This window comes from Azospirillum sp. FG154 (assembly GCF_057809575.1).
Window position 1 is genome coordinate 399,634 of record NZ_JBMDKF010000001.1, and the last position, 11,894, is coordinate 411,527.

At 66.9% G+C, this 11,894-nt stretch carries 15 protein-coding genes; 7 read left to right on the forward strand and 8 right to left on the reverse strand.

Features of this window, described 5'->3' with window-relative positions; translation table 11 throughout:
- Positions 1-106: 106 nt before the first annotated feature.
- Complete coding sequence (locus tag ACODS4_RS01965; RefSeq protein WP_488860170.1) at positions 107-946, reverse strand: AraC family transcriptional regulator; 840 nt, start codon at positions 944-946, stop codon at positions 107-109.
- 128 nt (positions 947-1,074) lie between these two features.
- Here ACODS4_RS01965 and ACODS4_RS01970 point away from each other — a divergent pair, with 128 nt between their 5' ends.
- The 6 genes from ACODS4_RS01970 (at position 1,075) to ACODS4_RS01995 (ending at position 4,221) form a co-directional block, all read left to right on the forward strand.
- Positions 1,075-1,617, forward strand: a complete 543-nt coding sequence (locus ACODS4_RS01970) for a carboxymuconolactone decarboxylase family protein (protein WP_488860172.1) — start codon at positions 1,075-1,077, stop codon at positions 1,615-1,617.
- Between the two features lie 36 nt (positions 1,618-1,653).
- A complete protein-coding gene (locus tag ACODS4_RS01975; protein ID WP_488860174.1) occupies positions 1,654-2,166 on the forward strand; it encodes a YHS domain-containing (seleno)protein in 513 nt (170 codons plus the stop codon).
- Between the two features lie 109 nt (positions 2,167-2,275).
- Positions 2,276-2,560, forward strand: a complete 285-nt coding sequence (locus ACODS4_RS01980) for a BufA1 family periplasmic bufferin-type metallophore (protein WP_488860176.1) — start codon at positions 2,276-2,278, stop codon at positions 2,558-2,560.
- Between the two features lie 25 nt (positions 2,561-2,585).
- A complete protein-coding gene (locus ACODS4_RS01985) occupies positions 2,586-3,035 on the forward strand; it encodes a DoxX family protein (RefSeq protein WP_488860178.1) in 450 nt (149 codons plus the stop codon).
- A gap of 145 nt (positions 3,036-3,180) precedes the next feature.
- Positions 3,181-3,396 (forward strand): hypothetical protein, encoded by a 216-nt coding sequence (locus tag ACODS4_RS01990; protein ID WP_488860179.1) that lies wholly within the window; start codon positions 3,181-3,183, stop codon positions 3,394-3,396.
- A gap of 444 nt (positions 3,397-3,840) precedes the next feature.
- Positions 3,841-4,221 (forward strand): MarR family winged helix-turn-helix transcriptional regulator, encoded by a 381-nt coding sequence (locus ACODS4_RS01995; RefSeq protein ID WP_488860181.1) that lies wholly within the window; start codon positions 3,841-3,843, stop codon positions 4,219-4,221.
- Positions 4,222-4,234: 13 nt separating this feature from the next.
- Here ACODS4_RS01995 and ACODS4_RS02000 read toward each other — a convergent pair whose 3' ends face one another.
- The 6 genes from ACODS4_RS02000 to rsmI all read right to left on the reverse strand — a co-directional run bounded on the left by ACODS4_RS02000 (position 4,235) and on the right by rsmI (position 9,412).
- The gene (locus tag ACODS4_RS02000) at positions 4,235-4,852 is read right to left on the reverse strand and encodes a pyroglutamyl-peptidase I (protein ID WP_488860183.1); all 618 of its coding nucleotides are present in this window, start codon (positions 4,850-4,852) and stop codon (positions 4,235-4,237) included.
- A 17-nt stretch (positions 4,853-4,869) separates the two neighbouring features.
- The gene (gene trpS / locus ACODS4_RS02005; RefSeq protein ID WP_488860185.1) at positions 4,870-5,868 is read right to left on the reverse strand and encodes a tryptophan--tRNA ligase; all 999 of its coding nucleotides are present in this window, start codon (positions 5,866-5,868) and stop codon (positions 4,870-4,872) included.
- A gap of 427 nt (positions 5,869-6,295) precedes the next feature.
- A complete protein-coding gene (gene gshB, locus ACODS4_RS02010) occupies positions 6,296-7,243 on the reverse strand; it encodes a glutathione synthase (RefSeq protein ID WP_298377769.1) in 948 nt (315 codons plus the stop codon).
- A gap of 76 nt (positions 7,244-7,319) precedes the next feature.
- Positions 7,320-8,162, reverse strand: coding sequence for a SirB1 family protein (locus ACODS4_RS02015; RefSeq protein ID WP_488860187.1), 843 nt, complete (start codon positions 8,160-8,162; stop codon positions 7,320-7,322).
- 52 nt (positions 8,163-8,214) lie between these two features.
- Positions 8,215-8,583 carry a YraN family protein gene (locus ACODS4_RS02020; protein WP_488860189.1) on the reverse strand — a complete coding sequence of 123 codons (369 nt, stop codon included), beginning with the start codon at positions 8,581-8,583 and terminating at the stop codon, positions 8,215-8,217.
- Positions 8,576-9,412: a 16S rRNA (cytidine(1402)-2'-O)-methyltransferase gene (rsmI, locus tag ACODS4_RS02025; RefSeq protein WP_488860320.1), complete on the reverse strand. Its 837-nt coding sequence runs from the start codon at positions 9,410-9,412 to the stop codon at positions 8,576-8,578. Before rsmI ends, ACODS4_RS02020 begins: the two co-directional genes overlap by 8 nt.
- 191 nt (positions 9,413-9,603) lie before the next feature.
- Between rsmI and ACODS4_RS02030 the strand changes: the two genes are divergently transcribed.
- A complete protein-coding gene (locus ACODS4_RS02030) occupies positions 9,604-10,695 on the forward strand; it encodes a penicillin-binding protein activator (protein WP_488860191.1) in 1,092 nt (363 codons plus the stop codon).
- A gap of 175 nt (positions 10,696-10,870) precedes the next feature.
- Here ACODS4_RS02030 and holA read toward each other — a convergent pair whose 3' ends face one another.
- Entirely contained in the window at positions 10,871-11,893 is a 1,023-nt protein-coding gene (gene holA / locus ACODS4_RS02035; protein ID WP_488860192.1) for a DNA polymerase III subunit delta, read from the reverse strand.
- Position 11,894: the final 1 nt, after the last annotated feature.

An 11,894-nucleotide genomic window follows, 5' to 3' on the forward strand; every position in this document is an offset into this window, starting at 1 on the left:
CAGATGTGCCGGGTCGCGGGTGCGCGCGCGGGAAAACGCCGTCACAGCGATGCGAAATTGCCACAGTCGCGCCGCCCGCCACAGGATTGAGGATCGGCGCCGTCGGCTATTCCTGCCAAAGGCGACGGAGAACCCGCAGGGAGCCGCTGGGGCTGTCCCCCAAGGCGCGCGACAGGGCGGCGGGGCTGGCGTAACCGACCTCCGCCGCCACGCGCTTCAGCGGTTGACCGGCGGCGATGCCGGTTCGCGCCAGTTGCAGCCGCCATTCGCGCAGATAATCGCCGGGCGTGGTTCCGACGACGCTGCGGAAGGTTTCGGCGAAGGCGCTGCGCGACATGCCCGCCTCGTCGGCCATCCGCTCCAACGTCCAGGATCCGGCGGGGTTGGCGTGCAGACCGGCCAGAACGCGGGACAGCGCCGGGTGCGCCATTCCGGCCAACAGGCCGACGTCGCTTTCTCCGGTTTCCATCAAGCGGCGCAGCAGGTGGATCAACACCACCTCCGCCAGACGATCCAAGGCCACCTGGCGCCCGCTGCCATGCCCCATCGCTTCGCCGAACAGCAGGCCGAGCGAACCGCTGAGCATGTCCGACGGGTCGAGCGGCAGGGCGATCATTGCGGGCAGGGCGCTTTCCAGCGGGTTGCCCTGCCCGCCCAGATCAATCTCGGCGCAGACCAGATCGGCGCCCTCGTCGCCGACGATGAAGCGGTGATCCTCCGGGCGGGGCAGGAACAGGGCGGTCGGGCTATCCAGCGTCAACCGCGCCGCGCCTGGGCCATGCACCGCCAACTGGCCGGATCGGAACAGATGCAGATGCCCGGCCCCGCCCGCCGGGAAATCGACGCGCTGGCACAGCACCCCGGTGTGGAACACCCGCGCGGTCAAGCGGACCCGGCTGAAGACGGCGGCCAATTGATCGGAGGCGCTGATCGGGGGCGTGGTCATTTGGACGATCTGCAATCTCATCAGGACGATTTGTTTTCAACGGTACGGCACTCTCCGTCCTGTGTCGAGCGGCGCTCCGCTCTCCCCCCCACCGCAGACCCTGCGACCTTGCACCAAGGATTTTCCCGATGCCGCGCATTCTTCCCCTGGACCGCAACGCTCCCCCGGCCTCCGTCGCCCCGCAATTCGCCGCCGTCAAGGGCAAGCTGGGCATGGTGCCGAATCTGGTCGCCACGCTGGGCCAGTCGCCGGTCGCGCTCAACGCCTATCTCGGTCTGGCCGAGACCGTCGGCGCTGGCCTGCTCTCCGCGCCCGACCGTGAGCGCGTCGCGCTGGCGGTCGCCGAGGCCAACGGCTGCGACTATTGCCTCGCCGCCCACAGCCTGATCGGCAAGGGCGCCGGTCTCACCCCGGACGAGATCGACGCCGCCCGCAAGGGCGAAGCCGCCGAGCCGCGCGGTTTGGCTTTGGTCCGTCTGGCCCGCGCCATCGTCGCCGATCACGGCAAGCTGTCGGACGCCGACCTGCACGCCGCCCGCGCCGGCGGCCTGAACGACGGCGAGGTTTTGGAGGTTCTGGCCAACGTCGTCCTGAACATCCTGACCAACTACGCCAACCACATCGCCGAAACGGCCATCGATTTCCCGGCGGCCCGCCCGCTGTCGGTCTGACCGTCGCCGATACGAACCCCGCAAGAGAGAGCCATCATGCCCGTGACCACTGTGTCTTTTCTCCGCCGCGCCGCGTTGGTTGGTTTGACCGTCGCCGGACTGGCGGTCGCCGTCGCGCCGTCGCCCAGCTTCGCCTATGACCCGGCGTCCACCGCGACGATCAACATCGACAAGGACACGCTGATTCTGCGCGGCTACGACGCCGTCGCCTATCAGACTCAAAACAAGGCGGTGAAGGGGATGGCCCAATATTCGGCTGCCCACAACGGCGCCACCTATCAGTTCGCTTCGGCGGCCAACCGTGATCTGTTCAAGGCCAACCCGGCGAAATACGAACCGGCCTATGGCGGTTTCTGCGCCATGGGCGTCGCCCTGGAAAAGAAGCTGGACGGCGACCCCGAACTGTTCCGGGTGGTGGACGGCAAGCTGTTCCTGAACGTCAACGCCGACGTTCAAAAAGTCTGGAGCCGCGACGTTTCCGGCAACATCGCCAAGGCCGAAACCAATTGGCCCGACATCAAGGCCAAGGCGCCGAAGGATCTGAACTGAGGCGATCAACGGCTGGCGGCGGGCGGGCGTTGATCCCGCCCGCCCCGGCCTTGCTTCCACTCGGCCTTGCTTCCAATGGGCTGAACATCCTTATCGAAAGGGATCCCTCATGAATCGTCGTGATTTCCAACTGGCGCTGGCGGTGTCGATCGCCAGCACGCTCGCCCTCGCCGCGCTGCCGTCGCAGGCGGGAACCAACAGCGGCAAAGAGAAGTGCTACGGCGTCTCGCTGGCCGGTCAGAATGATTGCGCCACGCCGGGCACAAGCTGCGCCGGAACCTCGAAGGTGGATTACCAGGGCGACGCCTGGAAACTGACGCCAAAGGGAAGCTGCACCAGCATCTCCACGCCCTATGGGCCGGGATCGCTGGATCCCGTGAAGCGTCCGGCCTGACCTGACCGCGCTCTGGGGAGTCGTCATGACCGTTCTCACCAGCCTGACCCGCGCCACGGCGCAAGCCTCATATATTCCCGACGCGGTCCTTCTGCTGGCGGCCCGCCTGTTTCCGGCGGCGGTGTTCTGGCAGTCGGGACGCACCAAGATGGAAGGGTGGCGGCTGTCGGACAACGCCCTGTTCCTGTTTGAAGAGGACTACCGGCTGCCGCTGATCGACCCGGTTGTCGCCGCGCATTTGGCGGCGCTGGCCGAGCATGTGTTTCCTCTGCTGCTGGTGGTTGGTTTCGCCACCCGCCTGTCGGCCTTGGCGCTGTTGGCGATGACCGCCGTCATCCAACTGTTCGTTTATCCGGCGGCTTGGCCGACTCACGGCGTGTGGGCGACCTGCTTTCTGTTGCTGATCGCGCGCGGCGCCGGTTCCTGGTCGCTGGACGCGGCGTTGGCCCGTCGGTTCGGCCCTGCCGCGCTCTGAAACACACACCTGTCGCAAAATCGTCTGGAAAACACGGTGGACGGCGGATCGCTGCTTGACGCAACACATCCGACTGCGGAATTATTTCGTGAGCAGGAGGCGACCGACCCCGGTCGTCTCCCACGCTCATGAAAGGAGCATCATCATGCCGACCCTGTGGACGGCCTTGCGGAGTCGCTGGCTCGATTCCGACGGCGGCGCCGGGATGGATCGTTTGACTGGATTTGACCATTTGAACGAGCATCTGCGGCGCGACATCGGGCTGCCCCGCGAAGACCAGCGGTTCCAGACCCCCACGCCCCTCCGCGACCGCAGCCTGACCGACGCGCGGAGCTTTTTGGCGTTGCAAGCGCAACGCTGAACGGCGATACCCGACCTGCTGGCGCGCTGACGCGCCGGTCTCCCATCAACTCTCAATTCTGTTCAACCCTTGGAGAACCACGATGAAAACCGTCGTACCCGCCACTTGGACTTGCCGAACCGGCGGTCCGGCCAATCACGCCGCAACGCCAAATCGCCAATATCACGCCGCCCCCGAACCTTTGAGCGAACGCGATTTTCGGACATCGAGAGGATCCTATGAGTGTCTTTCTGGGCTTTTGCGGCCATCGTCTCTTCGTTGAACACGCCCTTTGGGCATCGCCGACCGGGTCGTTCGACCTGCGGCGGGAAAACGGGGAAGTCATCCTATGGCTTGGACGTTTGAACGTCATCTACACACCGGCCCGTTGGGGACCACCGTCGCGCTCCGCGTAGCGCTGGACAGCGGATCTGACGTGGCGACGGACGTCGCGAGGGCGATCTGATGCCGAACCATGTTCGTCATGACGAGGTCGCCACCGTCGTCCAGGTGCTTGAGGCGTTCCGCAAGCTCGACCCCGACCTGCCGATTCAATACGCGCTGAGTTTCATGACCATCGCGCAGAGCGACGGCATTTCCATCGGCGAGCTGGCGGAACGTTTGGCCATCGCCCAATCCTCGGCCTCGCGCAACGTCGCCGCGCTCAGCCGCTGGCACAGCTTCGGCAAGGCCGGGCTGGATCTGGTCCAGGCGCAGGAAGACCCGCGCGAACGCCGCCGCAAGATCGTGACGCTGACCGACCAGGGTCGCGCCTTTCTGGCGGAGCTGCGCGTCATCGTGAACCCGCCGGACAACCGCCGGGCCGCCGCCGTCAAATCCGCTTGATCGTTGTGTGGTTTTAAGCGGTCGGGACCAACGCCCGCCGCAGCATCGTCGCCAGCGTGCGCACGGCCAATTCCTGACGTTCCAAACCCATCCCGCGCCGCCCCGGAACCGCTTGCGCCTGTCCGGGCAGCAAGGGCATGTGGAAAAAGCCCATGGGCGCGTCCAGATTGGCGCGTTCGATGGCGTGGCGGGCGCGGTAGAACAGGTGGTTGCCGAGAAACCCCCCGGCAAAATCGCTGAAGGTGACGGGAACCCCGGCCATCGCCAACTCCCGCATCACACGCGGCAGCGGCAGGGTGGAGCCGTAGGCGGTCGGCCCGTCGGCGAGGATGGGTTGGTCGAGGCGGATGGTTCCCGCCGCGTCGGCCTGTTCGCTTTCGTCGCGGTTCCAGGCCAGCCGTTCGATCTGGACGCTGTCGCTGCGCGCCGAGGCGGCGAAGCACAGGGCGGCCAGCGGGCGGTGCTCGTTCAACAGGGCGACAAAGGCGTCGCCGCAGGCGTCATAGACGGGGGGCAGCAGGGCGGCGACCACCCCCGGCTCCCCGGCCAGCCGGTCCATCAGGATGGCGGTCGGATCGACCGCGTCATCGTTCATGGGCTGGAAGCCGGTGAGCAGGATCGGCGGCGTCATCGCGCGGGTCTTTCCCCTTATGGCCGCAGCAGGCCGATGATGTCCTTGACGTCGTTCAGGTTCTTTTCCGCGATGGCGGCGGCGCGCTCGCCGCCCTGGCGCAGCAGCCGGTCAATTTCGCCCTTGTCGGACAGAAGCTCTTTCATCCGGGTTGTCATCGGCGCCAGCTTGGCGACCGACAGATCGACCAGCGCCGCCTTGAAGCCGGAGAATTGCGCCCCGGCGAACTGGGCCAACGTCTGCTCGCGGGTCTGGCTGGACAGCGCCGAATAGATGGTGACGAGGTTGTCGGCCTCGGGCCGGGCTTCCAGTTCGGTGACGGTGTCGGGCAGGGGTTCCGGGTCGGTCTTGGCCTTGCGGATCTTCTGGGCGATGGTGTCGGCGTCGTCGGTCATGTTGATGCGCGAATATTCGGACTCGTCCGACTTCGACATCTTCTTTTTGCCGTCGCGCAGGCTCATCACGCGGGTGGCTTCGCCCAGGATCTGCGGCTCGGGCTGCGGGAAAAACTCGGTCTCATAGCGGCGGTTGAAGGCCCCGGCGATGTCGCGGGCCAGTTCCAGATGCTGCTTCTGGTCCTCGCCGACCGGAACATGGGTCGCCTTGTACAGCAGGATGTCGGCGGCCATCAGGGTGGGGTAGGCGTACAGGCCCAGATTGGCCATGTCCTTTTGCTTGCCAGCCTTTTCCTTGAACTGGGTCATCCGGTTCAGCCAGCCGAGCGGCGTGTGGCAGGACAGGATCCAGCCCAGTTCGGCGTGCGCCGAAACATAGGATTGGTTGAACAGGATGTTCTTGTCCGGGTCGATGCCGGCGGCGATGTAGGCCGCCGCGACCTCGCGGATGTTGTTGCGCAGAACCTCGGGATCCTGGTCGATGGTCAGGGCGTGCAGATCGACGACGCAGAAAATGCATTCGTAGCTGTTCTGCAACTCCACCCAATTGCGCAGCGCCCCCAGATAGTTGCCGAGGTGAAGCTGCCGGGTCGGCTGCATGCCGGAGAAAATGCGGTTCACGGGTGGTCTCGCTCGAAAACTCTGGGAGGCCGACGTTATCGCCCCCTGCGGTTCGATGGTCAAGGCGCGGCGCGAAAAAGCGGGGTGGCCTGCGAGTGTAAAAATGCAGAATTCAACAACCGGAAGATGATTTGTTTCGGTTGTGCCGCATGCCGTCGTGTGCTACCGCCAATCCGTGTGGTCGGGAGGGGGCGGACAGGCCGCCCCCGCCACACGAGGAGGAGTTGAGGATGCGCGACATCCTGACCCTTCTGGTCCTGATCCTGGAAGTCATCAAGCGACTGCTTGACCTTCTCGGCTAAGGACCGGACCGGGGGGACGGCGTCTAGCCACGCCGTCCCCTTGATCCCGAAGATAAGACGACGCCCGCCTGACCGCAAGAGGGGGACACCGCCAAACGCACGATAAGATTGCAGAAACCCAGGCGTCAGGCCGCCGCGCGGCGGCGTTCGATGGCGTCCCACAGCAGGGATTCCAACTGAACGCCATCCAGGCGGTTGATCTCCTGGATGCCGGTGGGGGAGGTGACGTTGATCTCCGTCATGTAGTCGCCGATGACGTCGATGCCGACGAAGACCAGCCCCTTTTCGCGCAGCACCGGGCCGATGGCGGCGCACATGGCGCGTTCGCGCTCAGTCAGTTCGGTTTTCTTGGCGCTGCCCCCGGCGTGGAAGTTGGCGCGCGCCTCGCCGTCCTGCGGCATGCGGCTGACCGCGCCCGCCGGTTCGCCGTCGATCAGGATGATGCGCTTGTCGCCCTGGCGGATTTCCGGCAGGTAGCGCTGGACGATCACCGGCTCGCGGTACAACTGCGTGAACATCTCCAGCAGGGAGCCGAGATTTTCGTCGTCCGGCTTCAGGTGGAACACCCCGGCCCCGCCGTTGCCGAACAGCGGCTTGACGATGATGTCCTTGTGCTCGGCCCGGAAATCCAGGATCGCCTGCTTGTCGCTGGTGATGAGCGTCGGCGGCATCAGGTCGGGGAAGCGGGTGATGAACAGCTTTTCCGGGGCGTTGCGGACCTCCGCCGGGTCGTTCAGCACCAGAACCTTGGGCTGTACATGCTCCAGCAGATGGGTCGAGGTGATGTAGGCCATGTCGAAGGGCGGATCCTGCCGCAGCAGGATGACGTCCAGCGTCGACAAATCGGTCATCACCGGCTCGCCCAGCGTGTAATGGGCGCCGCGCTGGCGGACGACGGTCAGTTCGCGGACGCGGGCGGTCAGGCGGTTGCCGGTCAGGATCAGGTCGCGCGGGTGGTAGTGGTACAGGCGATGGCCGCGCTTTTGCGCCTCCAGCGCCATCATGAAACTGGAATCGGTGTCGATGTTGATCGACTCGATGGGGTCCATCTGGAACGCGACGGCAAGGCTCATGGCGGATCTCCGGCCTTCAAACGGCCCTAGGGATTGCTTGGTCGGTTGGTTCGGGTGTTCGGCGCGAAAGACCTGTTCAGTTCAAACGCTTTTTCAAGGTCTGGATCAACGAGGCGGTCTGGTGACGCTGGTGCTCGTCGCCGCTCAGCGCCATGAAGGTCTCCAGCGCGGCGATGGCGTCGGCCAGCTTGCCGGTGTGGGCTTCCAAAAGGCCGGTTTCCCGCCACAGGGCCGGTTCATGCGGGGCGAACAGGCGCATGCCCGCCAGAATCTCCAGCGCCTTGGGGATGTCGTGGGCCGACAGGTGGCGCAGTTTGATGTTGTTTTGCAGGCGCAGCAGCACGTCGCGGTTGGCCACCGGCTGGTAATGGTCGGGCGTCAATTCGGCGGCGCTGCCCGCCGTGGCCTTCAACAGGTCGCGCAGATCGACGACGTTGCGGACCTGCCCCTCGTTGAACGGGTCGATGATGGCGCGGGCCGATCCCAGATCGACGCGGACCAGGAAATGGCCGGGAAAATTCAGCCCGACGATGGACCAGCCCTGAGAACGCGCCGCGTGCATGTAGAGGATGCCCAGCGCCACCGGCAGGCCGCGCCGCCGGTCGATCACCCGGATCATGTTGGCGTTTTGCAGATCGTCGTAGGTGTCGTGATCGCCGGAATAACCGTGGCGCTCGCCGATCACCTGACGCAGCAGGGCGATGCGGGCCTCCAGGCTGTCGGACTCCCGAAAGCCGTCGTCAACCCGTTCGGCCAGATCGGCGACGATGGCCTGGATGTGGCGGCGATAACCGCCGAGGTCGGCGGTGGGCAAGTCCAGCGCGGCGAGCGCCAAAGCGGCTTCGGCCAGATCAATGGCGTCGTCGGGCTGGTCGCCGATCTGGCGCAGAATCTCGCGGGCTTCGGCGTGGCTGGTCAAAGGCCTGTCCTTCTGTCCTTCCAAGGGGGAGGGGGCTGTCTCTGTCCCGTGGTCAGAGCCGCCACGCGTCGATCAGGTGGCGGGGCCAGGACCAAGGCGTAACGAGCATCACGTCGAAGCGCAAGACATAGCCCGCATATTGTGGGTTGGCCGCCAGATAGACATGCGCGGCGCGGGCCAACCGACCGCGCTGGCGGGCGTTGACCGCCTCGTTGGCGGAATCCCAGTCGCGGCGCGCCTTCACCTCGACCACGGCGATGGTCTGGCCGCGCCGGGCCACGATGTCGATTTCGCCCAGCGGCGTGCGCAGCCGGTTGGCGAGGATGCGGTAGCCCTTCAGGCGCAAGGTCCAGCGGCAGAGTTCCTCGGCGAAGCGCCCGAAACTCTCGGCGTGTCGGCGCATCGCGTCGGGGTCAGACATGGCCTTTTCCCTCGTCCCGCGCCAACTCCAAGGCGCGGGCGTAGACGGCGCGCTTGGGCTGGCCGGTGCGGGCGGCGACGTCCGCCGCCGCGTCGCGCACCGACAGCCGGGTCAGCGCCTCGCGCAGCAGGCTGTCCACGTCGGCCTCGCTGGGGGTGGCCTCTTCGCCGGGCGGGCCGATGACCAGCACCACTTCGCCCTTGGGCGGCCCGGCCTCGGCGTAATGGGCGGCCAACTCGGGCAGGGTTCCGCGCCGCACCTCTTCGTAGAATTTGGTCAGCTCGCGGGCGACGGCGGCCTCGCGCGGCCCCAGAATCTCGGCCAGATCGGCCAGCGATTCCGGCAGGCGCTGCGGCGATTCAAAGAAGACCAGGGTGGCGGGAACGCCCTTCAACTCGCCCGCCGCAGCGCGGCGCGCGCTGCTCTTGTTCGGCAGGAAACCAGCGAACAGGAAGCGGTCGGTCGGCAGGCCGGACAGCACCAGCGCCGCCAGCGGAGCGGAAGCGCCGGGCAGGGTGGTGACGGCCACTCCCGCCGCGACGCATTCGCGCACCAGCTTGTAGCCAGGGTCGGAGACCAGGGGCGTTCCGGCGTCGGTGACGAGCGCGATGGAGTCGCCCGCCGTCATCCGCTCGATCAAAATCGGGCGCATTTTGGCGGCGTTGTGCTCGTGGTAGGAGACGAAGGGCGTGTGGATGCCGTGCATCCCCATCAGCTTCGCCGTCACGCGGGTGTCTTCGCAGGCGATCGCCGTGGCGCGGGTCAGGGTGTCCAGCGCGCGCAGGGTGATGTCGGCGGCGTTCCCGATGGGGGTCGCCACGACATACAGACCGGGCGCGAGTTTACTTACAGACTCCGTGCCGCTACCTTGGGCTTCGGTTTGAGCCGTAGCGGATGTGGAGACAATCGGTGGCACGCTTGGCAACAGCTTTCTCACTGGGTCTGAAACGTCACGGCGTGGCGGCCTTGCTGATCGCCGGCGGTGTGTCGGCGTGCTCGACTGTAACGGCCCCGCCGCCCGTGGCACAAGGGCCGCAACCGGGCGCCATTTCGGCGGCGCCGTCCGCCGACGCGTCGCAAACGGTCAAGGTGGCGATTCTGCTGCCGTTGACCGGGCCAAGCGCCAGCATCGGCCAATCAATGCTCGACGCCGCCCAACTCGCTTTGTTCGACATGGCGGGCGACCATTTCGAGCTGTTGCCCCGCGACACCAAGGGCACCCCCGCCGGAGCCGCCGAGGCGGCGCGGCAGGTGTTGGCCGAGGGCGCGCGACTCATTCTTGGCCCGCTCTTCGCGGCGGACGTCGCGGCGGTCAAGCCGGTGGCGCAGAACGCCGGAGTCGACGTGTTGGCCTTCACCAACGATTGGACGCAGGCTGGCAACGGCGCCTTCGTGATGGGCTTCGTTCCCGGCGATCAGGTCGGGCGGGTCGCGGGCTTCGCCAAATCACGCGGCGTCAGCCGTTTCGTCGTGCTGGCCCCGCGCACGCCCTACGGCGACGCCGTGGTCAGCGCCATGCAGGGCGCGACCGAGCGGTTGGGCGCGGTGGCGCAGGTCGAGCGCTACGACGCCGCCGTCACCGATCTGTCGGGTCCGGCCAAGCAGGTGGCGCAGGGCGCGGGCCAGCCGCAAGCGGTTCTGTTGGCCGAGGGCGGCAACCGCGCCCAGGGGTTGGCCGCCGCGCTGGCGGCGAACGGCGTGTCGCCGCAGCAGGTCAAATTCCTCGGCACCGGCCTGTGGGACGACGCGCAGCAGGGAACGGCGGCGCTGGGCCAGGAACCGGCGTTGGTCGGTGGCTGGTACGCCGCCCCGACGCCGCAGGCGCGCGCCGCTTTCGAGTCGAAGTTCGAGCAGACCTATGGCCGCAAGCCGCCGCGCATCGCCACGCTGGCCTATGACGCGACGTCGATCGCCGCCGTGCTGAGCCGCGCGGGCGGGGCGATGGACCGCAAGGCGATGACCAACCCAAGCGGATTCGAGGGGCTGGACGGTCTGTTCCGCCTGCGCGCCAACGGTTTGGTGGAGCGTGGTTTGGCGGTTCTGGAGGTCGCCCCAACCGGCGCCCGCGTCGTCGACCCGGCCCCGCCGAGCTTTGACGTTCTGGGGCAGTGAGGGGCGGGTTTCTCACATTGTCGCCGCCGCAACCTTTTCCCCCTCCCTAACCCTCCCCCGCTTTGCGGGAGAGGGGACTCCTCTGAACCCCGACAAAACAGAAGCCTGACAAAACTCCGGCCCCCTCTCCCGCAACGCGGGGGAGGGATGGGGAGGGGGCCGCGACGCCGACGCTTTACCGTCGGGCCAGGGACGCCAACTGAAACAGCACTCGCGCGCAGATGGTTTCGTCGGGCATGTGGGTCTTTTTGCAATCGGCCTCGGCGTCCACCAGCCGTTCCAACGCCTGACGGGCGAGGTTGGGCGACCAGCGGCGGGTCTGGGCGATCAGGCGGGATTTCAGCTTGAAGAAGACCGGCGGGCGGATCGACTCGACGGCGGCTTCAGCGGATTTTCCCGCCGCGATCTGGCCGCCGATCAGATGCAGCCGCTGGAAATGGCGCTGCGCCCCGCGCAAAATTGGCACCGGCGAGGTTCCTTCGGCGAACAGCCGGGCGAGCGAGCGGTCGAGCGTGGCGAAATCGCCCTCCGCCGCCGCCCAGACGGGTTCGTCCATCGACAGGGCGGCGCTGTCGCCGACGCAGGCCTGGACGTCTTCCAACCGCACCCGCTTGGCGTCGCCGATGTAGATCGCCAGTTTTTCCACCTCGCCGCGCGCCACCATGCGGTCGCCGACGAGGTGGGCGCTGAGAAACTCCAGCGCGTCGGGATCGGCGCTCAGGCCATGACCGTGCAGAAGATCGGCGATGACCCGCCCCAGCGACGCTTCATCCTCGACGTAACAGGGAATGGCGACGCCGCCTTCGGCCCCCTCGAACAGCAGGCGCAGTTTGGAGCGGGCGCCGAGGTCGCTCGACTCGACGACGATCAGACTGTCGCCGGGGGGGAGCGGGTCGAAAAAGGCGGCGAAGGCGGCGGCGGCGTTGTCTTCGGCCTCGCGCACCCGGATCAGGCGGCGCCCGCCGGTGAAGGACAGGGCGGCGGCCTCGTCCACCAGCCGGGCGGGATCGTCGGCAAGCGCCCGCCCGAGAAATTCGGCGACGCGGAAGGGATCGGACAGGTCGGTGACGATCTTGTGGCCCAACTGCTGGGCGCGGTCGCGCACCAGCCCGCCGTCGGGGCCATACAGCAACACAGCCCGGACCTTGGGGTCCGGGTTGCGCAGAAAACCGTCAATCGCCCTGGCTTGCAGCTTCACA